Below are 24,753 nucleotides of genomic sequence, written 5' to 3' on the forward strand. Positions count from 1 at the left end.
CTGTGCGAGCCTTCACCGCCCCTTCAGCAGCCGGTCCCGCGCCGCGTTGAGCTGCGCCGCAAGGCCCGCCGTGCCGCCCTTGTCGGGATGGGCCAGGCGGATCAGGCGAGCATAGGCGGCCTGGATCTCGTCGGGGCCGGCCTTGGCGTCGACGCCGAGGATCGAGCGGGCCTCGCTGGCGGACAGTTCGGTCTTGCGGGGCTCGGCCACCTTGCGGACCACCGGCCGCTGGCGGGCCGAGGTGGCGCACCACAGGCCGATCACGCCCAAGGCGATCGCCACCGGCCATTGGCTGCGGATGCCGGTATAGGCCGCGCCCGCGAAGGCGGCGGCCGACATGACGCCCGCGCCGATCCGCCAGCCTTCGCCGGCCAGCAGCGGCTTGCGCTTGCCCCATAGCAGCCAGGCGACGACCACCGCGCCGAGGATCAGATAGAACAGCATGCGCGGACTCAGGCGCCGCCCCAGCGGGTTACTGGGCGGCGAGCAGAGTTTCGCCCGAGAAGGCGGCCAGGCCAAGCGAATGCATCAGCGCCCGCAGCTCCTGGCGCGCGGCCAGGTGTTGAAGCGACACCGGCACCGGGCGGACCTGGGTCGACAGGTCGGCGATGGTCAGGCCGAACGGGAACAGCTCGCGATAGATCACGCGATCGCGCAGGCCTGGGCCCATGCGGAAACCAACGCGCTTGGCCAGGGCCGTCAGGCGGTCTTCCAGGCGCTTGCGGTTACGGGCCTCGGTGGTGGCCAGGCGGTTGCGCAGCACCACCCAGTCCAGCGGCTGGCGCTGGCCGGCCATCGCGCGGGCCTTGCGGGCCTCCCACACCGTCTGGGAGTAGAGGCTGGGCTTCTGCAGCTCCATGGTCACCGGGTCGACATGGCCCAGCATGTCGAAGTCGACGAAGCTGTCGTTCATCGGCGTGACGATCAGGTCGGCCAGGCCGTGGGCCATGCGCGTGATCTGGGTGTCGCCGCCGGGGGTGTCGATCAGCACGAAGTCGGCCACCTCGCGCGCGGCCAGGAACGCCTTCTCGAACGCGGCCACCTGCTCGGCCTCCGACGCCGCCGCCAGGGCGATGTCGTCGTCGCTGAGACGGAAGGTCTGCGGCATCGGCAGCTTGACGTCGTTGCCGGCCAGCCAGGCCGCGCGGTTCTCGCAGAACCGCATGCTGGTGCACTGGCGCAGGTCCAGGTCCATGATCGCGACCCGGGCGCCGCCGTACAACAGCGACGTCATCAGGTGCATAGCGATGGTGGACTTGCCGGCCCCGCCCTTTTCGTTGCCGACGACGATCACGCGCGTTTCGGCCATAGGCTTCTTCCTTCGTTCCGCCCGACTCGGGCGAATCTAACCAAAATCTTAACGCGCATGAAACGCCCTGCGCGCTCCTAGCGTCAATCTTATGGCGCCCTGCGTCCACAGACTCGGTGTCGCAGGTGGACCCGATGTCCCATATCGGCCATAAGCCGCGCGTCCGAACGCTCGTTTTTGCGTCGCAGCAGAGTCCCCCGACATGACCCGTATCGTCCGCACCGTCGCCGAATTGCGTGAGCAGGTCCGCGCCTGGAAGGCCGCCGGCGAGCAGGTGGGCCTGATCCCGACCATGGGCGCTCTGCACGACGGCCACCTGTCGCTCGTCCGCCTGGCCCAGACCCGGGTGAAGCGCACCGTGGCCAGCGTCTTCGTCAATCCCAAGCAGTTCGCCCCGCACGAGGACTTCGACGCCTATCCGCGCGGCGAGGCGCGCGACGCCGAGCTGCTGGAAAGCGCCGGCTGCGACCTGCTGTTCGCTCCCAACGCCGCCGCGATGTACCCGCAGGGCTTTTCCACGACGATCAACCTGACCGGCGTGTCCGAACCGCTGGAAGGCGCGGCCCGCCCGCAGTTCTTCGGCGGCGTCGCCACCGTCGTCACCAAGCTGCTGATCCAGGCGGAGCCGGACATCGCCATCTTCGGCGAGAAGGACTACCAGCAGCTCCAGGTCATACGCCGCGTCACCCGCGACCTCGACCTGCCCGTCGAGATCGTCGGCGCCCCGACCGCCCGCGCCGAGGACGGCCTGGCCCTCTCCTCGCGCAACGCCTACCTCTCGCCCGCGGAACGCGCCGCGGCCGTGGCCCTGCCCGACGCCATGAAAGCCGCCATCGCCGCCGTGCAGGCCGGCGAGCGCGTCGAGACGGCCGAAGCCGCCGGCAAGGCCGCGCTCGAGGCCGCCGGCTTCAGGCAGGTGGACTATTTCGATTTCCGCGACGCCGACGACCTGTCGCGCCTGGGGCCCGACGCCTTGCCCCAGGCCGAAGGGAACGGCGCCAAGGCGCGCCTGCTGGCGGCCGCCTGGCTGGGCAAGACCCGCCTGATCGACAACATGGGCGCGTGAATGGGGGCGCCCTAGCCCTTGGCGACCAGGGCGATGCCGACGGCGATCACCATCGCCAGGAACAGCAGGCCCATGCCGAGCGCCATATAGGCCAGTCGCATCTTGGCTCTCCCTCTGGAAGGTCGAGCCATCAGCTTCACACCCTTGGGTTTATGATCCGCTAAACGATCACCAGGCGCCAAGCTCCCGGAGTTGGCGAGCCAGCTCCGGCGGCATCTCGGCGGCCTCGCCCTCGGTCAGGTCGGGCGGCGCGTCCTCGGGCTTGAGATAGCGCCAGCCCTGGAAGGCCCGGCGCGGCTGGGGCGCGACACGAACGATGGTCGGATCCACCGTCACCTCGCAGCGCGCGTTCTGCCCCTCGCCCACCGTATCGATGGCCATGATGGCCTGTCGGCACAGCACCTGGCCCTTGAACACCCGGTACAGCGAGCCCCCGTCGAGGATCTCGTCGATCCGCTTGGGGGTCATGCGGGTGTGCATCACCCACGGATGACCTTCCTTGTGCCAGGCGACGAGGTCGTCGATCGTGTCGCAGCCGACGACCAGCTTGATCATGTGCAGAGCCATGGAGCCGATTTAGCGCGCTGCGACGGCCGCGCAAGCGCTCGCCTTCGGCATCTATGTGACAACGCTATCATTTAACATCTATGTCCGGTTCCAGACCGGTGATATCGGAGCGTCAAGGGAAGAGACGGCGACCGTCGAAGGACGGCGCGATTTCGGGGGAACGGGACCATGACGGCTGCTGAGCTCAGCGTTGTCTTCTTTCTACAGATGTTCGTGATCATCGCCGTCAGCCGCCTGGTCGGCTGGCTCGCGAAGAAGTATCTGGGCCAGCCCCAGGTGGTGGGCGAGATGATCGCCGGCGTGATCCTGGGCCCGTCGCTGTTCGGCCTGCTGGCGCCCGACCTCCAGCACATGCTGTTCCCCAAGGACTCCAAGAGCGTCCTCTATGTCGGCGCCCAGATGGGCGTGGGCCTCTACATGTTCCTGGTGGGCCTCGGCTTCCAGGCCGACCACTTCAAGAGCAACGCCAAGAGCGCGGCGGCCGTGTCGCTGTCGGGCATGGCCGCGCCGTTCCTGGTGGCCGTGGCCATCGCGCCGTGGCTGCTGAGCCTTGGCCTGTTCGGCAAGGGCATCGACACCTTCCAGGCCACCCTCTTCATGGGCGCGGCGATCTCGATCACCGCCTTCCCTATGCTGGCTCGCATCATCCACGAGCGCGGCCTCTCGAAGACCCCGCTCGGCACCCTGTCGCTATCAGCCGGCGCCATCGACGACGCCGGCGCCTGGACGGTGCTGGCCATCGTGCTGGCCACCTTCGGCGGCGGCCCGGCCGTAGCCATCAAGGCCATCGTCGGCGGAGCCGTCTTCGTCGCCTTCATGATCACCCTGGGCCCCAAGCTTCTGGCCCCGCTGGGCCGCTGGGCCGAGCGCGAAGGCAAGGTCACGCCCAACATCCTGGGCGTCGTGGTCATGCTGTTCATGCTCAGCGCCTGGGCGATGGACGCGGTGGGCATCCACGCAGTGTTCGGCGGCTTCATCCTGGGCACGGTGCTGCCGCGCGGCGTGCTGAGCCGCGAGGTCAAGAAGCAGCTGGAGCCGTTCGCGGTCGTCCTGCTGCTGCCGATGTTCTTCACCTTCTCGGGGCTGCACACCCAGCTGACCATGGTCAACAGCGTCAGCCTGGTGGCCGTGACCCTGGTGATCCTGGCCGGTTCGATCCTGGCCAAGGGCGGCGCCTGCTGGGCCGCCGCGCGCCTCACCGGCCAGGACAACGCCACGGCCTGCGGCATCGGCGCCCTGATGAACGCCCGCGGCCTGATGGAGCTGATCATCATCAACATCGGCCTGCAGAAGGGCATCATCGGCCCGGCGCTGTTCTCGATGCTGGTGCTGATGGCGATCATCACCACCCTGATGGCCTCGCCGCTGTTCGAGATCCTCTACGGCAAGGCGGCGCGGGCCCGAGGCGAGCTTGGCGCGCTGGACGAGAGCGAGGACGAGGACAGCGAACTGGCGAGGGCGCCGGCTTAGAGCCCCCTCTCCCCTTTGCTGGCCCTCTCCCCTTGCGGGAGAGGGTGGCCTCCGAAGGAGGTCGGGTGAGGGGCCGCATGAACAGAAACGCCGCGACAGCCGATCAGCTGTCGCGGCGTTTGATTTTTGAGAGACCCCTCATCCGTCGGCGGAGTTTATCCTCGGGGCGGCCTTTGGCCGGACCCGGGGGCCGACACCTTCTCCCACAGGGGGAGAAGGATCAGGCCGACGCCTCCAGCCGCGCCAGCACCACGCCCTCGGCCACCTGGCCGCCGGCCACGGCCGCGAGCTCGCCGACCACGCCGTCGAACGGCGCGGCCAGGGCGTGCTCCATCTTCATGGCCTCCAGCACCAGCAGGGTCTGGCCCTTGGTCACGGCCTGGCCGGCCGAAACCGCCACCGACACCACCTTGCCCGGCATCGGCGACAGGATCGCCCCGTCCGACGCCGCGCCATGCGCGCCCCCGCCGACCTGGGGCGTGAAGTCGAACTCGCGCACGTCGCCGCCCTCGAACACGTAGAGCGGGTCGCGGCCGTAGACTCCGGGCAGCACGTCGACGTCGTCCAGCGGCCGGCCGTCCTCGACGGTGATGTCCCACGACCAATCGTCGCCGGCCCCCGTCACCAGGCCCACCCGCAGCGGAACCCTGGCGCCGTCGATGGTCAGCGGCAGCTCCATGGCCGCGCGCGGCGCGCCCATGCGGAAGCCCAGCAGGCGCGAGGGCGCGCTGGCCCACGGATCGGCCTTGGGCTGGTCGGCGGCCATGAAGCTTTCCAGCCGCTGGCCGATCGCCGCCAGGGTCGGGGCGTCGCTGAACCCGCGCTGGGTCAGCTCATCGAGACGGGCGGCGATGAAGCCGGTGTCGATCGCGCCCTCGACGAAGTCCGGATGGCTGGCGCAAGCGGCCAGGAAGGCGGCGTTGGTCTTGACCGGATAGACCTCGACCAGCTTGCAGGCCTCGGCCAGCCGATGGGCGGCGTCCTCGCGGTCGACGCCGTGGGCGATCAGCTTGGCGATCATCGGGTCGTAGAAGGGCGTGACCTCTCCGCCCTCCTCGACCGCGCTGTCGACGCGGACGTCGCCCTCCGGCAGGCGGAAGTGCTTCAGCGGCCCGGTCGAGGGCAGGAAGCCGGTCGCCGGGTTCTCGGCATAGAGGCGCGCCTCCATGGCCCAGCCCTGCAACTCGATCTCGTCCTGGGCCAGCGGAAGCGGTTCGCCAGAGGCGACGCGCAGCTGCCATTCGACCAGGTCCTGGCCGGTGACCATCTCGGTGACCGGATGCTCGACCTGCAGGCGGGTGTTCATCTCCATGAACCAGATGCGGTCGGCGCGCAGGCCCTCGCTGGCGTCGGCGATGAACTCCACCGTGCCGGCGCCCACATAGCCGACGGCCTGGGCCGCGCGCACGGCCGCGCCGCAGACGGCCTCGCGGGTCTCCTCGTCCATGCCGGGGGCCGGAGCCTCCTCGATGACCTTCTGGTGGCGGCGCTGCAACGAGCAGTCGCGCTCGAACAGGTGAACGACCTCGCCGAACTGGTCGCCGAACACCTGCACCTCGATGTGGCGCGGGCGGGTGACCCATTTTTCCAGCAGCACGCGGTCATCGCCGAAGCTGGCCGCGGCCTCGCGGCGGCACGAGCCCAGGGCCTCGACGAAGTCCTCGGCCCGATCGACCTTGCGCATGCCCTTGCCGCCGCCGCCGGCCACGGCCTTGATCAGCACGGGGAAGCCGATCTTCCCGGCCTCGGCGCTCAGTCGTTCGACCGACTGGTCGTCGCCCAGATAGCCGGGCGTGGTCGGCACGCCGGCCTCTATCATCACCTTCTTGGCGGCGTCCTTCAGGCCCATGGCGCGGATCGCCGAAGGCGGCGGGCCGATCCAGACGAGGCCCGCGTCGGTCACCGCCTGGGCGAAGTCCGCGTTCTCCGAGAGGAAGCCGTAGCCGGGATGGATCGCCTCGGCGCCCGTCTGGCGCGCGGCGGCCAGGATCTTGGCCGGGTCGAGATAGCTTTCACGGGCCGGCGAGCCGCCGATCAGGATGGCCATGTCGGCCTCCATCACGAACGGGGCGTGGCTGTCGGCCTCCGAATGGACGGCGATGGTGCGCACGCCCATCTCGCGCGCGGTGCGGATGATCCGGCGCGCGATCTCGCCGCGATTGGCGATCAGAACCGACTCGATCAACGCGTTCCTCCTCAGGACGAGGCGGTTTGGGACCAGCCTCTGTCGCACGCTTCGTTATCGGTCGAGGTTTATGCCCTAAAATACCGATAGACCAGCACGACCTTTGCCGCACACCGCGACAACGCCGCCAGCTTGCCCCCTGCCCTCGCCGTTGCAAAGCGCCGCCATGTCTTCCTAGATCACGGCTCGTACAGCGTCGCCCGGAGGAAGCATGCCCATCGACACCTCGCGACGGGCCATTGCCCTTGGGGCCGCCGCCCTGGCGCTGGCGCCCGCCGCCGTTCGCGCCGAGCCGATGCTGCGCCTGCCCAACATGCCGCTGCACGACCCGTTCATGGTCGCCGACCAGAAGGCCGGCCTCTACCGGCTCTACACCTCCAACATCGCGCGGCTCAGCGGAACGCCGGGGCTGGGGACGATGATGTACGTCAGCCGCGACCTGCTGGATTGGGAGAAGCCCCGTTGCGTCTTCCGCGCGCCTGCCGACGCCTGGTTCAAGGGCGGAGCCTGGGCGCCGGAAATCCACCAATGGCAGGGACGCTGGTTCCTCTTCGCCACCTTCCACGACGAGGCCGCGCTGCTGCCGCCGGCCGGCAAGCGTCGCCCCTACCGGCGAGGCACGATCCTGGCCATGGCCGACAGCCCCGATGGCCCCTTCGCGGTCGTTCGCAACGGCGAACCGGTCGCGCCCGAGGACCTGATGACCCTCGACGGCACGCTCTACGTCGCCCCCGACGGTCGTCCCTGGTACGTCTATTCGCGCGAGTGGCTGCAGGTCGGCGACGGGGCCATCGAGGCCCTGCCCCTGACGGACGACCTGGCCGCCGCCGGCCCGCCCCGCACGCTGTTCACCGCCAGCCAGGCACCCTGGGCCGACGGCAAGAAGCAGCCCGAGGGCGATCTCGCCTACGTCACCGATGGCCCGCAGCTGTTCACCACCAGGACGGGCCAGCTGCTGATGCTGTGGTCCAGCTACGACAAGGACGGCTATGTCCAGTCGCAAGCGCGCTCGACGAGCGGAACGATCGAGGGACCGTGGGAGCAGCTGCCGCCGCTGGTCCGCCACGACAGCGGCCACGGCATGCTGTTCCACCGCTTCGACGGCCAGTTGATGATGGTCGTCCACCGCCCGTTCAAGAACGCCCGCGGCAAGCTCTACGAGATGCGCGACGCCGGGGATCGGCTGGAGATCGTGCGGCAGCGGCTGGATTTGGATGGGGATGAGAAATCCCTCTCTCTCAGAGAGAGGGATTTTGGTACGCCACCCTGAACCCCACGTGCGAGGTTCCGATGCCCTCCTCCTGGGCCTGCCAGGCGGCGGGGCGGAAGTTGGCGCAGTAGTTGAAGGCGCAGAGGAATGAGCCGCCCTTGATCAGCCGCTCCACGCCAGAAGCCCCGGCCGGGCTGGCCGTCCACTCCCAGACGTTGCCGATCATGTCCGACAGGCCGAAGGCGTTGGGCGCAAAGCAGCCGACTGGAGCCAGGCCGGTGAAATGGTCCTCGCCTGCCTGGGCCAGCGGGAACTCGCCCTGCCAGGTGTTGGCCGTGGGCTTGCCGTCGTCGTCATAGGCCCAGGCCTGCGGCGCGCGCGGTCCCGACTGGTCGCCGCGCGCGGCCCGCTCCCATTCGGCCTCGGTGGGCAGGCGCCCGCCGGCCCAGCGGGCATAGGCCGCCGCGTCGGCATAGGCCACGTGCACCACCGGCTCGTCGGCATGGGCCAGGTCGTCGGCCCCGCCGCCGTGCGGACGGCGCCAGCTGGCCTTGCGGACCAGCTTCCACCACTGGCCGGCGTCATCCATGCCCGACAGGTGCTCGGGCTGGACGAACACCGCCGAGGCCCCGTCGCGCTCGCCTTGCGTGACGTAGCCGGTGGCGTCGACGAAGGCGGCGAACTGGCGGTTGGTCACCTCGTGGCGATCGAGCCAGAAGCCCTCGACCTTGACCGCCCTGCCCGGCCGTCCCGGACCGTCCTCGCCCAGCGACACCTCGCCGGCGGGAATGAAGGCGCGGCCCTCCTGGGTCTTGCAGGCGCCCGGAGGCGCGGCGCGGATCGCCGCGACCTCGACGCCCGCCGGGTCGGCGGTGGTGAAGCCGCCGGCCGCGAGGCCCGCGACCAGCACGACCACCGCCGCCGCTCCAGGAAGGCCGCGCCGCATCAACGCGCGCCGGCCTTGGCGGGCGCGGGCGCTCCGGCCGCCGGTTGCGGCGGCGGCAGGACCACGCCGTTCTGGGCGGCGTAGCGGTTCCAGGCCTCGACCAGTTCCTTCAGCTTCTCGGGCTGGCTGGACGCCAGGTCGACGGCCTCGGCGGGGTCGCTCCTGAGGTTGAAGAGCTGCCAGTTGGCCGGCAGCACCGCCTCGCGCGAATAGGCCGCCCCGCCCGGCGCGCTGGGCAGATAGATCGCCTTCCATTCGCCCTGGCGCACGGCCCGGCGGAAGAACAGCTCCCAGGCCACCAGGTCCTGCGGACCGCGCACGCCGGCGTCGGCGCTGGCCAGGGCCGCAACCCACGAGCGGCCGATCGACGGCGCCACCGCGCGGCCGCGATAGGTATCGGGACGCTTCACCCCGGCCAGCTCCAGCACCGTGGCCTCGACGTCGGCCACGTGGGCCAGGGAGTCGACAATGCGGCCGTCGCCCTTGACGCCCGGTCCCTCGACGATGGCCGGCGTGTGGATGCCGCCCTCGGTGGTGTAGCCCTTGACCTGGCGGGTCGGCGCGGTCGCCGCCTGCGCCCAGCCGGGGCCGTAGCCCACGTGCGAGGAACCGGCGCCCAGGTTGTCGAAGCTGTTGTCGACCGGCAGCGTCGCCAGCTTGGCCGGATCGGGCACGCCGCGGATGGTGTCGATGCGGCTGCCCTCGGCGCCGTTGTCCGACAGGAAGACGATGACGGTGTTGTCGTACTGACCCGAGGCCTTCAGGGCCGCGACCACCTTGCCGATGTTCTGGTCCATGCGGTCGACCATGGCCGCGTAGATCTCCATCCGGCGCGACTGGTCCTTCTTCTCGGCGGGGCTCAGCGAGCTCCAGGCCGGGGTGTCGACGAACGGATGCGGCTTGACGTCCTTGGGGACCAGGCCCAGCGCCTTGAGCTTCGCCAGCCGCTGCTCGCGCAGGGCCTCGTAGCCGGCGTCGTAGCGGCCCTTGTACTTGGCGATGGTCTCGGGCGGCGCCTGCAGCGGCCAGTGCGGCTCGGTGAAGGTCAGGTAGGCGAAGAACGGCCGGCCGTCGCCCGCGCCCTCGCGGATGAACTGGGCCATCTTGTCGCCGTAGAAGTCGGCCGAGTAGACGCCCTTGGGATAGGTCACCACCTTGCCGTCCTCGCGGAAGGTCGAGGCCGCGCCTGCGGCCTTGTAGGCCTCGGTCTGGTCCTCGCCGAAGTGGTTCTGCAGGCCCTGCAGCAGGGCGTAGGATCGCTCGAAGCCGCGCGCCGCCGGCGACTGGTCGTCAGCCAAACCGAGGTGCCACTTGCCGGCCATCAGGGTGCGATAGCCGCTGTCGCGCAACAGCTCGGCCACGGTCACCGAGCGCTCGTTGAGATAGCCCTCGTAGCCCGGCCTACCCTTCTGGCCGGGGGTCAGCACCTCGGCCATCGAGCCCAGGCCCACCTGGTGGTTGTCGGAGCCCGTCATCAGCATCGAGCGGGTCGGCGAGCAGGTCGGCGCGGTGTGGAAGCCCGACAGCCGCACGCCGCCCTGGGCCAAGGCGTCCAGGTTCGGCGTCTCGATCTCGCCGCCGAATGCTCCGAGATCAGAATAGCCCAAGTCATCGGCGACGATGATCAAGAAGTTCGGACGCTTCTCGACCGCGCGGGTCGCGGCCGCAGCCACGGGTTCCGCGGCGCTGGCGAGGCCGCCCGCCAGGCTGGTCGCGGCGATCAGGGCGCCGGCCAGAAGCCGTCCGCGCAGGGTCGTGTGATGGGTCTTCATGACGCTTTCCCTCGTGTTCTCCCTTCCCCCTAAGGCCTTCGACGTCGAGCGCTCTTACGACAATTTCGAAACGCCCTGTTGAGAATTTCTGTAATGCCGATCGGAGTAGTTGGGATTTAAAGCTCCCTCCGCACCGCAACGACGACGCATCGGCGAAGGGCCCGCCGACGCGTCAATGGCCGTCGTTTTCTGCGGTTGTTCTTGCAGTCTATGGGGGCTCCTCGCGATGTCGGGCGTACTCGTTTCTATTCACCAGGCGAATACTCGCCGTGACCACAACCACGGCGCGACGCTGCGTCGCCTGGCCTTGGCCGCCTCGTGCGTGGCCCTGATGTCCGGCGCCGCGCCCGCCTTCGCCGCCGAGACGCCCGCGAACCCCGAGCCGACCTCGGCGTCGGCCGACGACAGCGTGGGCCTTGAGGCCGTGGTCGTCACCGCCCGCCGCCGCGACGAGGACGCACAGACCGTGCCCGTCGCCGTCTCGGCCTTCGGTGGCGCCCAGCTGGAAGCCGCCCGCGCCTTCAACGTCCGCGACCTGCAGACCCTGTCGCCCAGCCTGTCGGTCAGCGTCACCAACCCGCGCAACACCAGCATCAACATCCGGGGCCTGGGCAACAACGTCTCGGTCTACAACGACGGCCTGCAGTCGGCGGTCGGCGTCTATCTCGACCAGGTCTATCTGGGCCGTCCGGGCCAGGCGGTGTTCGACCTGGCCGACCTCGACTCGGTCCAGGTGCTGCGCGGCCCGCAAGGCACGCTCTTCGGCAAGAACACCTCGGCCGGCGCCCTCGTGATCGCCACCAAGGAGCCGAAGTTCACGCCGGAGTTCTCGGCCGACGTCACCGGCGGCAACTACGACTACTTCCAGGCCCACCTGATCGCCTCGGGCCCGATCGTCGAGGACAAGCTGGCCTACCGCGTCTCGCTGGCCAACACCCAGCGCGGCGGCTACATGACCAACGTCTATGACGGGTCGAAAACCCAGGACTATCACGACTTCGGAGGCCGGGTTCAGTTCCTGCTGACGCCGAACGAGAAGCTCTCCATCAAGCTCTCGGGCGACTACGGCCAGCAGTATTCCAACACCGCCGCCGGCGTCCTGACCGGCCTCTTCACCAATTACGCCGACAGCGGCGCGGCCTATCCGAACGGCTACCTGGCCCGCACGGCGCGCATCGGCTTCACGCCGCCGCCGATCGATCCGGAAGCCCGCCGCGTCTCGGTCAACACCAAGAACAGCTATTTCGAGACCCACGGCGGCGTCTCGGCCATCGTCGACTACAAGCTGGCCGACGCCACGATCACCTCGGTCACCGCCTGGCGCGGCTGGCACTGGCGCCCGCACAACGACGCCGACGGCACCACCGTCTCGGCGATCATCGACGCCCACCAGGACAACGACCAGCAGCAGTTCAGCCAGGAGCTGCGCATCCGCTCGGAAGGCGACCGCAAGCTCGATTACGTCGCCGGCCTCTACTACTTCTGGCAGGATCTCGAGGCCGAAGCGGTCAACTACTACGGCCCGGCGGCGGCCGACTGGCTGCTGGCCCCGGCGGCGGCCTCGGCCACGGTGCGGGCGGCGGCGCTGAACAACTACTCGATCGTCAGCCACTCCAGCCCCGAGACCACCAGCGCGGCGGCCTTCGCGCAAGGCACCTGGCACGTCACCGACCGCTTCGATATCACCGGCGGCCTGCGCTACACCTACGAGAAGATGACCGGCTGGTTCGACCAGACGGCCTGGGGCGCGGACCTGTCGGGCCTCAGCGCCGCCGACCGGGCGACGGCCCTGGCCCTGCGCGCCCGCTTCGGCGCGGCCAATACGTTCTCGTCCAAGACCTCGGGCGACAGCCTGACCGGCAACGTCACCCTGGCCTACACCTTCGACAACGGCCCGCTCGTCTATGCGACCTACGCCCGGGGCTACAAGGCCGGCGGCCTGAACCTGTCGAACATCAACACCTCCGGCGCCAACGCCGTCGATCCGGTCATCGCGCCGGAGACCATCGACGCCTACGAGGCGGGCCTGAAGAGCACCTGGTTCGACCGCCGCCTGACCGCCAACCTGGCCTTGTTCTGGACGAAGGACGACGGCTACCAGACCACCGCCGTCAACCTGATCAACAACACCAGCTACCTGACCAACGCCGGCAGCGTGCGCAGCCGCGGCGTCGAGCTGGACCTGCGGGCCGCGCCGATCCAGGGCCTGACCCTCTACGGCTCGACCACCTACAACGACGCCAGCTACACCAGCTACGAGCAGGCCGCCTGCCCGATCGAGATCCAGCTGTCGACCTACTGCAATCTCACCGGCCGCCGCCTGCCCGGCGCGTCGCTATGGGCCGCCTCGACCGGCGGCGAGTATCGCAAGGCCGCCGGAACCTGGCGCGGCGACGGCCTGCAGGCCTATGCCGGCTACGACGCCAGCTACAAGTCGTCGTACTACACCAGCGCCTCGAACTCGGAGTATTCCAAGATCAAGGGCTACACCCTGCTGAACCTGCGCGCCGGCATCGGCGCCGAGGACGGCAGCTGGGACCTGCAGGTCTGGGGCCGCAATGTCTTCGACAAGCTCTACTACCTGTCGCTGGGCGCGGGGAACACCGGCGCGATCACCGGCACGCTGGGCGATCCGCGCACCTTCGGCGTGACGCTGCGCGTCCGTCGCTAACCCTCGCCTCCTCCTGCTTCTACCTACTGGGCCCGCTTCACCGCGGGCCCTTTTTCTTTGTCTGGATGGCTGCGCTTGATGGGAGGCGGATTGACTCGCCGCGCCGGCGGTGGAATTTTACTGGCAATATCTATTTTATAAATAAACGGGATGGAAACGCGAATGGATGTCGCCCAAGAGCGATCGCAGGCCCTGGCGCGGCTGCCGCGACTGGGCTTTGGCGGCGCGGCCGTGGGCAACCTCTACGCCGCCGTCTCCGACGTCGACGCCCTCGCGGTGATCGACGCGGCGCTGTCGGCCGGCATCCGCTATTTCGACACCGCCCCGCACTACGGCTTCGGCCTCAGCGAGACCCGCCACGGCCAGGCCCTGGCCGACCGCGAGGTGATGATCTCCACCAAGGTCGGCCGAATCCTCGAGCCGATCGCCTCCCCTGCCCGCGAGCGCCACGGCTTCGTCGACGCCGCCCCGTTCGAGCCGGTGTTCGACTATTCCTATGACGGCGTCATGCGATCGTTCGAGGCCAGCCTGCGCCGTCTGCAACGCGACCGCGTCGACATCCTGCTGGCCCACGACCTGGGCCGCCTGACCCATGGCGAGGCCCATCCGGGCCACATGCGCGCCTTCCTGGACGGCGGCTACAAGGCCATGCGCGAACTCAAGGACGCCGGCTTGGTCGGCGCCATCGGCCTGGGCGTCAACGAGCAGGCGGTCTGCGACGAGGCGCTGGACCACGCCGACCTCGACGTCTTCCTGCTGGCCGGCCGCTACACCCTTCTGGAACAGACCGCGCTGGACGGCTTCCTGCCGCGTTGCGAGCGGCGGGGCGTAAAGATCATCGTCGGCGGCCCCTTCAACTCCGGCGCCCTGGTCGAGACGCCTGGCGGCGGGCCGATCCACTACAACTACGCCCCGGCCGACGCCGGGATCGTCGCGCGGGTCGAGCGCCTGCGCGCGGTCTGCGCCGCCCATGGCGCGCCGCTGGCCGCCGCCGCCCTGCAATTCCCGCTCGCCCACCCGGCCGTGGCCTGCGTGATCCCCGGCATGGCCAGCCCGGCCCAGGTCGCCGACGCCGTCGCCTGGACGCAGACGCCGGTTCCCGAAGCCCTCTGGAGCGACCTGCGCGCCGAAGGCCTGCTGCATCCAGCCGCGCCGACACCCGTCGCGCGAGCCGCCGCATGAAGCCGATCCTGCTGCATCCGGACGACAACGTCCTCGTGCTCGCCGCCGCGATCCAGGCTGGCCAAACGATCGAGATCGACGGCGCGATGCTGGCCGCGCCGCAGGATGTGGCCGTCGGCCACAAGATCGCCCGCCACGCCCTCTCCATCGGCGACAAGGTGCTGAAGTACGGCGCGCCGATCGGCTCGATGACCGCTCCAGCCGCGGCCGGCGCCCACGTCCATATGCACAACATGAAGAGCGACTACATCGCCAGCCACACCCGCCAGGCCACGGGAGAGCCGTCATGAGCGCGCTCACCGGCTTCCTGCGCGCCGACGGCCGCAAGGGCGTCCGCAACGTCGTGGCGGTGGCGTACCTCGTCGAGTGCGCCCATCACGTGGCCCGCACCATCGTCACGAAGAGCGACGATCCGGACGTCCACCTGATCGGCTTCCCCGGCTGCTATCCCAACGCCTATGCGCTGAAGGTCATGCAGGCGATCGGCGCGCACCCCAATGTCGGCGGGGTGCTGCTGATCTCGCTGGGCTGCGAGAGCTTCAACCGCGAGGCCCTGCGCGCGACGATCGCCGCCAGCGGCCGCCCGGTCGAGGTGCTGGTCATCCAGGAAAGCGGCGGCACGGCCGAAACGGTCCGCAAGGGCGTCGAGGCCGTCGCTCGCCTCAAGGCTATCGCCGACCAGGCGCCACTCGTTCCGATGGACGTCTCCGAACTGGTGATCGGCACGATATGCGGCGGCTCGGACGGCACCAGCGGCATCACCGCCAACCCCGCCGTCGGCCGCGCCTTCGACCGCCTGGGCGCGGCCGGCGCGGCCTGCGTCTTCGAGGAGACCGGCGAACTGGTCGGCTGCGAGAAGATCATGGCCGACCGGGCGATCACGCCGGAACTGGGGCTCGCGCTGGAGGCCAGCGTCCGCAAGGCCGAGGCCTACTACACCGTCATGGGCTACGGCAGCTTCGCGCCCGGCAACGCCGAGGGCGGCCTGACGACCCAGGAAGAAAAGTCGATGGGGGCCTATTCCAAGTCGGGCTCGGCTCCGATCGTCGGCATCCTCAAGCCCGGCGACCAGCCGGTCAGCGGCGGTCTCTACCTGCTCGACGTCGTGCCTGACGGCGAGGTGCGGTTCGGCTTCCCCAACATCTCCGACAACGCCGAGATCGTCGAACTGATCGCCTGTGGCGCGCACCTGACCCTGTTCACCACCGGGCGCGGCTCGGTCGTGGGCTCGGCGATCTCGCCGGTGATCAAGGTCTGCGCCAATCCCGAGACCTACCGCAAGCTCTCCGGCGACATGGACGTCGACGCCGGCCGGATCATGGAAGGCCGCGGCACGCTGGACGAGGTCGGCGACGAGATCTTCGACCTGGTGCTGGCCGTGGCCGGCGGCGCGCGGACGGTGTCGGAGGCCCTGGGCCACCAGGAATTCATCCTCACCTACAAGGCCTTCGACCCGATCGGTCCGGCCTGCCTGCCGCTGCGGCGCGTAAGTTAAGGGGCGACACCGATGGGAAGACTTTCAGGCAAGACCGCCCTCGTGACGGCGGCCGCCCAAGGCATCGGCAAGGCCAGCGCCGAACTCTTCGCCCGTGAAGGCGCGCGGGTGATCGCCACCGACCTCAACGCCGACCTGCTGGCCAGCGTCGAAGGCTGCGAGGGCCGCCGCCTCGACGTGCGCGATCCCGACGCCATCAAAGCCCTGGCCGCCGAGCTGGGCGCGGTCGACGTGCTGTTCAACTGCGCCGGCTACGTCCATTCCGGCACGATCCTCGACTGCGACGAGCAGGCCTGGGCCTTCTCCAACGACCTCAACGTCACGGCCCAGTACCGCGCCATCCGGGCCTTCCTGCCGGCCATGCTGGCGGCCGGCGGCGGTTCGATCGTCAACATGGCCTCGGTGGCCAGTTCGATCAAAGGCGTGCCGGGTCGCTTCGCCTACGGCGCCACCAAGGCCGCGGTCATCGGCCTGACCAAGGCCGTGGCGGCCGACTTCGTGGGCCAGGGGATCCGCTGCAACGCCATCTGCCCGGGCACGGTCGACACGCCTTCGCTGAACCAGCGCCTGGCCGACACCGGCGACTACGCGGCCGCCCACAAGGCCTTCACCGCCCGCCAGCCGATGGGGCGCCTGGGCAAGCCGGAAGAGCTGGCCCAGCTGGCGCTGTATCTGGCCAGCGACGAGTCGGCCTTCACCACGGGCCAGATCCACATCATCGACGGCGGCTGGATCAACTGACGTGCGCCGCTGCCTCGCTCTCGACCTCAAGGACGACGCCGACCTGATCGCCCGTTACGAGGCCTGGCACCGCCCCGGCGCGGCGCCCGAGCCCGTGATCCGGTCGATCCGCGAGGCCGGCATTCTCGAGATGGAGATCTGGCGCGTCCAGGACCGCCTGTTCATGGTCATCGAGGCGGGACCTGACTTCTCGCCCCAGGCCAAGGCCGCCGCCGACATGGCCTCGCGGGACGTCCGGGCCTGGGAACGGCTGATGTCGGCCTTCCAAAAGCCCCTGCCCGGCTCGGCCCCGACCGAGAAGTGGCGCGACATGCGTCGGATCTTCGCCCTCTCCGAGCAGCCCTGACCGTCCTGGCCGCTCTCCCACCACCACGATTGTTTTCGCGTTCAGAACAAGGCACGGCGACAAGATGAATGTGACCCGCAGAACCGCCCTGGCCGCCTCCGCCGGCGCCTCCCTGGTCGCCGCCTCGCCCGTGCGCGCCGCCCCGGCCAAGGCTTCGACGCCGCGGCTGTGGTACCGCCAACCGGCCAAGGAATGGGTCGAGGCCCTACCCGTCGGCTCGGGCAAGCTGGGCGCCATGGTGTTCGGCGGCGTGGCGGCCGAGCGCCTGCAACTGAACGAAGACACCCTGTGGGCCGGCGGCCCTTACGAGCCGATCAATCCCGAGGCCAACGGCGCCCTGCCGGAGATCCGCCGCCTGATCGACGCGGGCGAGTACGCCAAGGCCACCGATCTGGCCGAAGCCAAGTTCATGGCCCTGCCCAAGCGCCAGATGTCCTACCAGACCATCGGCGACCTCAAGCTCGACTTCCCCGGCCTGCCCGACGCCGTCGAAGGCTATGTCCGCGACCTCGATCTCGACGGCGCGATCACCACCACCCGCTTCACCGTCGGCGGCGTCAGCCATGTGCGCGAGGTGATCGCCAGCCATCCCGACGGCGTCATCGCGGTGCGCCTGACCGCCAGCCGCAAGGGCGCGATCGATGTCGACCTCTCGTTCAGCTCGCCGCTGAAGTCCAAGCCCGTCTCGTCGGTCGAGGGCGCGCACCTGGTCCTGGCCGGAAAGAACGAGGCCTCGCAGGGCATCGACGCCCGCCTGACCTTCGAGACCCGCGTCGAGGTCCGCGCCAAGGGCGGCCAGGTCTCGGGCGCTGACGGCAAGCTGTCGGTGAAGGGCGCCGACGAGGTGCTGCTGCTGGTCGCCGCCGCCACCAGCTATCGCCGCTACGACGACGTCTCGGGCGATCCGGCCGCGCTGAACAAGGCCACGCTGGCCAAGCTCGCCGGCAAGCCGTGGTCGAAGATCCTGGCCGGGCACCAGGCCGATCACCGCGCCCTCTTCCGTCGCTTCAGCGTCGACTTCGGCCGCACCCGCGCCGACCTGCTGCCCACCGACGAGCGCATCAGGCAGTCGCCGACTACCGACGATCCCTCGCTGGAAGCGCTGTATTTCCAGTACGGCCGCTACCTGCTGATCGCCTGCTCGCGCCCCGGCAGCCAGCCGGCCAACCTGCAAGGCGTCTGGAACGACAAGACCTTCGCCCCCTGGGGCAGCAAGTACACGATCAACATCAACACCGAGATGAACTACTGGCCGGCGGAGCCGACCGACCTGCCCGAACTGGTCGAGCCGCTGATCGCCCTGGTCGCCGACATCGCCCAGACCGGCGAGCGCATGGCCAGGGCCATGTACGGCGCGCGCGGCTGGGTCACGCACCACAACACCGACCTGTGGCGCGCGACCGGCCCGATCGACGGCGCCAAGTTTGGCGTCTGGCCCACCGGCGGCGCATGGCTCTGCAAGCACGTCTGGGACCACTACGACTACGGCCGCGACAAGGCCTATCTGGCCCGCGTCTATCCGCTGATGAAGGGCTCGGCCCGCTTCTTCCTCGACACCCTGGTGGTCGACCCGAAGTTCGGCGTGCTGGTCACCAACCCGTCGATCTCGCCCGAGAACAACCACGGCCACGGCTCGTCCCTGGTCGCCGGCCCGACCATGGACCAGGCGATCATCCGCGACCTGTTCGACAACTGCCTGAAGGCCGAGGCCATTCTCGGCTCGGAAGGGGGCCCCGACGCCGCCTTCGTCGCCGAGGTCCGCGCCGCCCGCGACAAGCTCGCCCCCTACAAGATCGGCAAGGACGGCCAACTTCAGGAGTGGCAGGAGGACTGGGACGCCGACGCCAACGACATCCATCACCGCCACGTCTCGCACCTCTACGGCCTGTTCCCGTCCGACCAGATCTCGGTCGACACCACGCCGGATCTGGCCAGGGCCGCCAGGACCTCGCTGGTCACCCGCGGCGACCTGTCGACCGGCTGGGCCATCGCCTGGCGCCTGAACCTGTGGGCCCGCCTGGGCGACGGCGACCGCGCCCACAGCATCCTCAAGCTGCTGCTGGGCCCCGAGCGCACCTATCCCAACATGTTCGACGCCCACCCGCCGTTCCAGATCGACGGCAATTTCGGCGGGACCTCGGGCATGACCGAACTGGTGATGCAGAGCCGCAACGACCGCATCTACCTGCTGCCCGCCCTGCCCAAGAGCTGGCCCACCGGCCGGATGACCGGCCTGCGCGCGCGCGGCGCGGTCGCCCTCGATATCCGCTGGAGCGGCGGCAAGCTGGCCGAAGCCGTCCTGACCGCCAAGGAAGCCGGCAGGCACACCGTCGTCCTGGCAGGCTCGACGCTGGACCTCGAGCTTAGGAAGGGCCAGCACATACGGCTCGTGGCGCGCAACGGCGTGCTGAAGCAAGCATGACCAGCCAGATGTTCAAGGAAAGTAGCTCGATGTCGTCGCGTTCAAGCAAGCTGGCCATGGCGGCGGCGCTGTTCCTGGCCCCGATGATCCAGCCCGCCGTCGCCGCGGGGCAGGCCCCGGCCGCCACGGTCGGCGCCGAGGTCGTCCCGACGCTCGGGCCCAAGCCCTTCATCGGCTACTTCAAGCCCATGCCGCGCGCCAAGCTGTCGACGAGCGCCTGGGGCGCCAGGGAGGTCGGCCCGCGCGACCCGCGCAACGGCCTCGAGGACGCCGGCATGGCCCGCTGGAACTACTGGGACGGCCAGATCCTCAAAGGCGCCGACGGCAGGTACCGCATGTTCGCCAGCCGCTGGGACCAGGCGCTCGGCCACAAGGCCTGGGGCCGGTCGCTGGCCGTCAGCGCGATCAGCGACACCCTCTTTGGCCCCTATCAAGACCGTGGCCTGACCTGGCCCGACAACCAGGGCGGCCTTGGCCACAACGTCACCGCCCTGAAGATGCACGACGGCCGCTACGCCGCCGTGGTCAGCGAGACGCGCGGCGGCGACGTCTTCGTGTCGGACAGCATCGACGGCCCGTGGACGCAGCTGGGAACGATCAGCCTCGACCAGAGCCGCTTCCAGCTGGTCAAGACGCCCGGCGACGTGGCCCTGCGCGACACGCCCACGGCGACGCCCGCCAAGCCGGCCAATTTCAGCGTCCTGCTGCGCCCCGACGGCGCCTATCAGATCGTGCCGCGCTCGGGCCAGGTCCTGATCAGCCGGACGGGGATCCTCGGCCCCTACACGGTGATGGGCGACAGCGTCTATCGCGGCCTCGACGGCGTCCCCCAGCGCGACATGCGCGCTTTCGAGGACCCGGTGCTGTGGTTCAGCGGCGGCCTCTACCACATCGTCGTCAACCAGTGGCGCGAGCGCCGCGCCTATCACCTGGTCTCGCGTGACGGGATCACCGGCTGGCGGGTGCAGGGCCTGGCCTATGAGCCGGGCGCCGACTTCATCCGCTACGCCGACGGAACCAAGAACCACTGGAACAAGCTCGAACGGCCCGGCGTGGTGATCGAGAACGGCCACGTCGTGGCCATGACCTTCGCCGTCATCGACACGCCCAAGGACGACCAGACCGGAAACAACGGTCACGGCAGCAAGGTCATCGTCGTGCCCTTCGACGGCGCGGCGATGGACCGGGATCTGGCGGGGCTTCCCTAGATCCCGTTCCGCGCCGTCGGGCCGATCTCGGCGCTGATGGCGGCGGCGTGGCGCTGCAGGTTGGCGATGGTGTCGGGCATCGAGATCGCGCTGGGCGTATCGACATACGGGCAGGTCAGGGCCGCCACCACGCCGTCGGCGCCGTGAACCGGCACCGACAGGTCGATCACCGCCGAGGTCACGTAGCTGGCGGCCTGCACATGGCCGTCCTTGCGGGCCTGGGCGGCGGCGGCCAGGAAGGTTTCCCAGGTCGCCTTCGTCGCCCCGTCGCGCAGCTGCGCGCCCCAGCGCTCGCGCACTCGCTCGGGCTGGAAGGCGAACAGCACCAGGCCCGAGGTCGCCTCGACGATCTTGCGGCGATAGCCAACGCGCACCGAATAGCCCTGGTCGCCCGGGGCCTCCATGCGCGCCACCACCACCATCTGGTCGCCGCTGGCCACGGCCAGGTGGCACGACTGGCCGGTGACTTGGCACGAAGCCCGCATCTCCGGCAGGGCGGCTTCGAGAAGGTCCTTGGCCGGCGCCCGGGTCATGCCCAGGGCGAACAGCTTGTTGGTCAGGACGAGACCGTCCTCGTCGGCGGCGCGGCCCACATAGCCCCGCGCCTCCAGCACCTGGACCATGCGGAACAGCTCGCTGGACGAGCGATCGAGCGCCGCCGAGATCTGCGCCAGGGTCAGGCCGCCCCGGTGCGCGGCCAGCAGCTCCAGCACGTCGAGGCCCTTTTCCAGGGCGGGAGCGCGATATTCTCGCTTCTTGGCGGGCGCGTCGGACATGGCTTCTATAAGCGATAGAATCGTCGCGCCGTCTCGCCAAATAGCGCCGCTCGCCCGGCCGGCGGGACCCAGGCCTCGCACGTGTCCCGCCAGGCCGCGTAGTCGCCGGCCAGGTTCAGCACCGGCCAGTCGCTGCCCCACATCAGCCGCTCAGGGCCGAAGACCTCCAGCAGATGCGCCGCATAGGGCGCGACCACCTCTGCGGTCGGGCAGTCGCCGGCCTCGGTCAGCAGGCCCGACAGCTTGCACTGCACGCCCGGCTCGGCGGCCAGGGCGGCGACGTCGTCGCGCCAGGGCTCCATGCCGCCCTCCCCGATCGCCGGCTTGCCGCCGTGGTCGACCACCACCCTCAGGTCCGGCCAGCGACGAACGAAGGCCAGCAGGGACGGCAGGAGCCTGGGCCTGACCAGCGCATCAAAGGCCAGCCCCGCCTCGACCATCGCCGCGATCGCCGGCTCCAGGCCCGGATCCAGGATCCAGTCCGACGCCAGGTCCTGAAGCATCGGCCGCAACCCCTTCAGCTTGGGATCCCTGGCCAGGGCCGCGATCCGCGCCGGCGCGTCAGGCGCCGCCAGGTCCATCCAGCCGACAACGCCCAGGGCCAGCGGATCTTCCGCCGCCAGCGCCAGCAGCCAGGCTGTGTCCTGTTCGCTCGGCTGCGACTGCACCAGCACCACGCCGTCAGGCCCGCCCGCCGCGCGCAGGTCGTCCAGGCCGAAGTCGCGGTGGATGACCGGCAGGTCCGGCGTCGGCCATCGGCAGTCGTTCTCCCCGATCCGCCAGACGTGGCAGTGGGCGTCGATCAGCACGCGACGATGGCCTTGATCACCCCGGCCGACGGCTCCATCCAGCCCGGCAGGGCCTGCGCCAGATCCCGCAGGTCGGCCCTGTGGCTGTTCAGCGCCGCCGTCGGCACATGACCCGCCCGCATCGCCGCCAGCACGTGGTCGAAGTCCTCGATCGTGGCGTTGCGGCTGCCCAGCAGCGACATCTCGCGCTTGTGGAACTCGGGGTCGGAAAAGGTGATGTCGGCCGCCACTACCGAGATCAGCACATAGCTGCCGCCGTGGCCGACATAGGCGAACCCCTGCTGCATGGCCGCCGGATTGCCGGTGGCGTCGAACACCACGTCGAAGAACGCGCCGTCGGTCAGCGCCGACAGCGCTTGCGCCGTGTCCTCGCCGACGGTCAGCGTCCGCTCGACGCCGAGGTGCTCGGCGCAGAAGGCCAGCCGGTCCTCGCGGCCGTCCAGCACCGTCACCCGCGCTCCGGCCAGCCGGGCGAACAGCGCCGCGGCGATGCCGATCGGGCCCGCCCCGACCACCAGGGCGCTCTGCCCCGGCTCGATCCGGGCCCGCCGCACGGCGTGGGCGCCTATGGCCAGGAACTCGACCATGGCCGCCTCGTCCAGGCCCACGCCCTCGACCCTGCGCACGAAGCCCTGCGGCACGGCCAGGTACTCGGCCAGCCCGCCGTCCATGTGCACGCCCAGCACGCGGATGTTCATGCAGCAGTTGGTCTTGCCCTTGGCGCAGGCCGGACAGGCCCCGCACGACAGGTAGGGCATGACGTAGGCGTGGTCGCCGGGCGCCAGGTCGCTCCCCGGCGGCGCGGCGACCACCTCGCCCGACAGCTCGTGGCCCATCACTCGCGGATAGGACAGATAAGGCTGGGTGCCGCGATAGATGTGCATGTCGGTGCCGCACACCCCCACCCTGCGCACGCGCAGCAGCACCTCGCCGGGCCCCGGCGTCGGCATCGGCCGGCGCTCGAGCACCAGCTCGCCCGGCGCCGCGCAGACCAGAACGTCCATCATCCTCAATGGCCTCCGACCAGCACGGCGTCGTGGGCGCAGAGCTCGCGCCGGCGGGCGGTGATCGCGAACAGTCCCACCACGGCGAAGCAGGCGCAGGGCACGAGGATCGCCGTCCGGATCGAGCTGGCGTCCGACAGCGCGCCCATCGCCGCCGTCAGCACCGCCCCGCCGATGATGCTCATCACCAGGAACGACGATCCGGTCTTGGTCAGCGGCCCCAGACCCTTCAGCGAGCTGGCGAAGATGGTCGGGAACATGATCGACATGAAGAAGCTGGTGGCCGCCAGGGCCAGCAGCCCCGTGTGGCCGCCGACGGCCACGGCGACCAGGGTCAGCGCCACGTTGGCGGCGGCGAACAGCGCCATCAGCCGCGAGGGATCGACCCGGCTCATCAGCGCCGTGCCGGCGAAACGCCCGGCCATGAAGCCGACCAGCGACCATGACAGATAGGCGGCCGCCGTCTTCTCGCCCATGCCCGGGACCTGGTCCTGGCCGTAGCGGATCATGTAGCTCCACACGCCCACCTGGGCGCCGACATAGAAGAACTGGGCGACCACGCCGAACAGGAAGCGCGGGCGCGAGAACAGGCCCAGGATCGGCTTGTCGACCTTGTCCTCGTGGGCGTCGGCGCCCGGGCGGCTGGCCTGGACCGGAAAGCGCGTGAAGGCCACGAGCAGCGCCCAGGCCAGCACGACAGCGGCGATGATCAGGTATGGAGCCTGGGTCGACTGGGCCTCGGCGGCCTGGAAGGCCGACAGCTGCGCCGGCGTCATGGCCGCGAACTCGGCCTTGGTCGGCTCGACGCCCGACAGGATGAACTGCCGGCCGACCACCACGGCGGTGATCGCGCCCAGCGGGTTGAAGGCCTGGGCCAGGTTCAGCCGCTGCTCGGCCCGGGCGGTATCGCCCAGCACGGTAATCAGCGGGTTGGCCGAGGTCTCCAGGAACGCCAGGCCCGAGGCGATGACGAACAGGGCGCTGAGGAACAGCTCGTAGCGACGCAGTTCGGCCGCCGGCCAGAACAGCAGCGCCCCCGCCCCGAACAGCACCAGGCCCACGATCACCGCGGCCTTGTAGCCGTAGCGGCGCATCAAGAGGCCCGCCGGCAGGGCCAGGAAGAAATAGCCCAGATAGAAGGCCGACTGCACCAGGCCCGACTGCAGGTCGGTGAGGAAGAAGGCCTTCTTCAGGTGCGGGATCAGCACGTCGTTGAGATTGTTGGCCACGCCCCACAGGAAGAACAGCGCGACGATCAGCACCAGCGGCGCGAGGCCCGCCCGGCCTCTTGAATCGCGTGCTGTGGGGTCCTTGGTCATGAGGCGTCTCCTCCCGGCCGCGCCCTCTGACGGAGCGCCTGCCGACAAGGCATCATATATGAACCATATCGTCAAATATGAAATCAATCAGACGGCGCGAAGCGGCCGCGCGGGGTCGAAAACACGGCCCGAAACGACAAAAGGCCCCCGCGCTAGCGAGGGCCATTTGTAGAAGATTTGGGTGCGGGGACAGGATTTGAACCTGTGACCTTCAGGTTATGAGCCTGACGAGCTACCGGGCTGCTCCACCCCGCG

Annotated in this window: 21 protein-coding genes, 1 tRNA gene and 2 pseudogenes; 13 read left to right on the forward strand and 11 right to left on the reverse strand. The window is 69.7% G+C overall.

All coding sequences use genetic code 11. The features are described from left to right. Nucleotides 1-12: 12 nt before the first annotated feature. Nucleotides 13-441 (reverse strand): J domain-containing protein, encoded by a 429-nt coding sequence (locus V6S85_RS13495; protein ID WP_116567664.1) that lies wholly within the window; start codon nucleotides 439-441, stop codon nucleotides 13-15. Nucleotides 442-472: 31 nt separating this feature from the next. Then, nucleotides 473-1,309 carry a division plane-positioning ATPase MipZ gene (gene mipZ / locus V6S85_RS13500; protein WP_101719620.1) on the reverse strand — a complete coding sequence of 279 codons (837 nt, stop codon included), beginning with the start codon at nucleotides 1,307-1,309 and terminating at the stop codon, nucleotides 473-475. A gap of 202 nt (nucleotides 1,310-1,511) precedes the next feature. Here mipZ and panC point away from each other — a divergent pair, with 202 nt between their 5' ends. Next, nucleotides 1,512-2,375, forward strand: a complete 864-nt coding sequence (panC, locus tag V6S85_RS13505; protein ID WP_334349193.1) for a pantoate--beta-alanine ligase — start codon at nucleotides 1,512-1,514, stop codon at nucleotides 2,373-2,375. A 168-nt stretch (nucleotides 2,376-2,543) separates the two neighbouring features. Here the strand turns inward: panC and V6S85_RS13510 are convergent, their stop codons facing one another. Continuing rightward, nucleotides 2,544-2,942 carry a DUF1489 family protein gene (locus V6S85_RS13510; protein ID WP_334349194.1) on the reverse strand — a complete coding sequence of 133 codons (399 nt, stop codon included), beginning with the start codon at nucleotides 2,940-2,942 and terminating at the stop codon, nucleotides 2,544-2,546. A 168-nt stretch (nucleotides 2,943-3,110) separates the two neighbouring features. Here V6S85_RS13510 and V6S85_RS13515 point away from each other — a divergent pair, with 168 nt between their 5' ends. Next, nucleotides 3,111-4,412: a cation:proton antiporter gene (locus V6S85_RS13515; RefSeq protein ID WP_334349195.1), complete on the forward strand. Its 1,302-nt coding sequence runs from the start codon at nucleotides 3,111-3,113 to the stop codon at nucleotides 4,410-4,412. Between the two features lie 220 nt (nucleotides 4,413-4,632). Here the strand turns inward: V6S85_RS13515 and V6S85_RS13520 are convergent, their stop codons facing one another. Next, the gene (locus tag V6S85_RS13520; protein WP_334349196.1) at nucleotides 4,633-6,597 is read right to left on the reverse strand and encodes an acetyl/propionyl/methylcrotonyl-CoA carboxylase subunit alpha; all 1,965 of its coding nucleotides are present in this window, start codon (nucleotides 6,595-6,597) and stop codon (nucleotides 4,633-4,635) included. Nucleotides 6,598-6,808: 211 nt separating this feature from the next. Between V6S85_RS13520 and V6S85_RS13525 the strand changes: the two genes are divergently transcribed. After that, nucleotides 6,809-7,867: a glycoside hydrolase family 43 protein gene (locus V6S85_RS13525; protein WP_334349197.1), complete on the forward strand. Its 1,059-nt coding sequence runs from the start codon at nucleotides 6,809-6,811 to the stop codon at nucleotides 7,865-7,867. On the opposite strand, the gene V6S85_RS13530 is transcribed toward V6S85_RS13525, so the two are convergent. Continuing rightward, nucleotides 7,836-8,753 (reverse strand): SUMF1/EgtB/PvdO family nonheme iron enzyme, encoded by a 918-nt coding sequence (locus tag V6S85_RS13530; RefSeq protein ID WP_334349198.1) that lies wholly within the window; start codon nucleotides 8,751-8,753, stop codon nucleotides 7,836-7,838. The two genes, V6S85_RS13525 and V6S85_RS13530, sit on opposite strands and share 32 nt — an antisense overlap. Next, nucleotides 8,753-10,525 (reverse strand): arylsulfatase, encoded by a 1,773-nt coding sequence (locus tag V6S85_RS13535; protein ID WP_334349199.1) that lies wholly within the window; start codon nucleotides 10,523-10,525, stop codon nucleotides 8,753-8,755. The genes V6S85_RS13530 and V6S85_RS13535 overlap by 1 nt, the downstream gene beginning before the upstream one ends. Nucleotides 10,526-10,856: 331 nt before the next feature. On the opposite strand from V6S85_RS13535, the pseudogene V6S85_RS26610 reads away from it, so the two are divergent. From V6S85_RS26610 to V6S85_RS13575, 10 genes and pseudogenes are all read left to right on the forward strand, one after another. Next, a pseudogene (locus V6S85_RS26610) lies at nucleotides 10,857-11,252 on the forward strand (TonB-dependent receptor plug domain-containing protein); the annotation flags it as partial. Continuing rightward, a pseudogene (locus tag V6S85_RS26615) lies at nucleotides 11,235-11,310 on the forward strand (hypothetical protein); the annotation flags it as partial. The pseudogenes V6S85_RS26610 and V6S85_RS26615, both read left to right, overlap by 18 nt. A 167-nt stretch (nucleotides 11,311-11,477) precedes the next feature. Further along, entirely contained in the window at nucleotides 11,478-13,196 is a 1,719-nt protein-coding gene (locus V6S85_RS13540) for a TonB-dependent receptor (protein ID WP_442885665.1), read from the forward strand. 162 nt (nucleotides 13,197-13,358) lie between these two features. Beyond that, a complete protein-coding gene (locus tag V6S85_RS13545; RefSeq protein WP_334349201.1) occupies nucleotides 13,359-14,378 on the forward strand; it encodes an aldo/keto reductase in 1,020 nt (339 codons plus the stop codon). Then, nucleotides 14,375-14,668, forward strand: a complete 294-nt coding sequence (locus tag V6S85_RS13550; RefSeq protein WP_116567597.1) for a UxaA family hydrolase — start codon at nucleotides 14,375-14,377, stop codon at nucleotides 14,666-14,668. Before V6S85_RS13545 ends, V6S85_RS13550 begins: the two co-directional genes overlap by 4 nt. Then, complete coding sequence (locus tag V6S85_RS13555) at nucleotides 14,665-15,873, forward strand: UxaA family hydrolase (protein WP_334349202.1); 1,209 nt, start codon at nucleotides 14,665-14,667, stop codon at nucleotides 15,871-15,873. The genes V6S85_RS13550 and V6S85_RS13555 overlap by 4 nt, the downstream gene beginning before the upstream one ends. Nucleotides 15,874-15,885: 12 nt before the next feature. After that, on the forward strand, nucleotides 15,886-16,614 hold the full coding sequence (locus tag V6S85_RS13560; RefSeq protein ID WP_334349203.1) for an SDR family oxidoreductase: 729 nt from the start codon (nucleotides 15,886-15,888) through the stop codon (nucleotides 16,612-16,614). Nucleotide 16,615: 1 nt separating this feature from the next. Continuing rightward, complete coding sequence (locus V6S85_RS13565) at nucleotides 16,616-16,960, forward strand: L-rhamnose mutarotase (protein ID WP_334349204.1); 345 nt, start codon at nucleotides 16,616-16,618, stop codon at nucleotides 16,958-16,960. Nucleotides 16,961-17,024: 64 nt separating this feature from the next. Continuing rightward, nucleotides 17,025-19,382 (forward strand): glycoside hydrolase family 95 protein, encoded by a 2,358-nt coding sequence (locus V6S85_RS13570; RefSeq protein WP_334349205.1) that lies wholly within the window; start codon nucleotides 17,025-17,027, stop codon nucleotides 19,380-19,382. Nucleotides 19,383-19,411: 29 nt separating this feature from the next. Then, nucleotides 19,412-20,590: a glycoside hydrolase family protein gene (locus V6S85_RS13575; RefSeq protein WP_334349206.1), complete on the forward strand. Its 1,179-nt coding sequence runs from the start codon at nucleotides 19,412-19,414 to the stop codon at nucleotides 20,588-20,590. Here V6S85_RS13575 and V6S85_RS13580 read toward each other — a convergent pair. From V6S85_RS13580 to V6S85_RS13600, 5 genes are all read right to left on the reverse strand, one after another. After that, nucleotides 20,587-21,366: an IclR family transcriptional regulator gene (locus V6S85_RS13580; protein WP_334349207.1), complete on the reverse strand. Its 780-nt coding sequence runs from the start codon at nucleotides 21,364-21,366 to the stop codon at nucleotides 20,587-20,589. The two genes, V6S85_RS13575 and V6S85_RS13580, sit on opposite strands and share 4 nt — an antisense overlap. A 5-nt stretch (nucleotides 21,367-21,371) precedes the next feature. Further along, nucleotides 21,372-22,175 (reverse strand): amidohydrolase family protein, encoded by an 804-nt coding sequence (locus V6S85_RS13585; RefSeq protein ID WP_334349208.1) that lies wholly within the window; start codon nucleotides 22,173-22,175, stop codon nucleotides 21,372-21,374. After that, nucleotides 22,169-23,182 carry a zinc-binding alcohol dehydrogenase family protein gene (locus tag V6S85_RS13590; RefSeq protein ID WP_334349209.1) on the reverse strand — a complete coding sequence of 338 codons (1,014 nt, stop codon included), beginning with the start codon at nucleotides 23,180-23,182 and terminating at the stop codon, nucleotides 22,169-22,171. The genes V6S85_RS13585 and V6S85_RS13590 overlap by 7 nt, the downstream gene beginning before the upstream one ends. 2 nt (nucleotides 23,183-23,184) lie before the next feature. Next, nucleotides 23,185-24,498, reverse strand: coding sequence for an L-fucose:H+ symporter permease (fucP, locus tag V6S85_RS13595; RefSeq protein WP_334349210.1), 1,314 nt, complete (start codon nucleotides 24,496-24,498; stop codon nucleotides 23,185-23,187). A 178-nt stretch (nucleotides 24,499-24,676) separates the two neighbouring features. Further along, a tRNA-Met gene (locus V6S85_RS13600) sits at nucleotides 24,677-24,753 on the reverse strand.

The organism is Caulobacter sp. CCNWLW153 (genome assembly GCF_036889365.1).
Taxonomy (GTDB): domain Bacteria; phylum Pseudomonadota; class Alphaproteobacteria; order Caulobacterales; family Caulobacteraceae; genus Caulobacter; species Caulobacter radicis.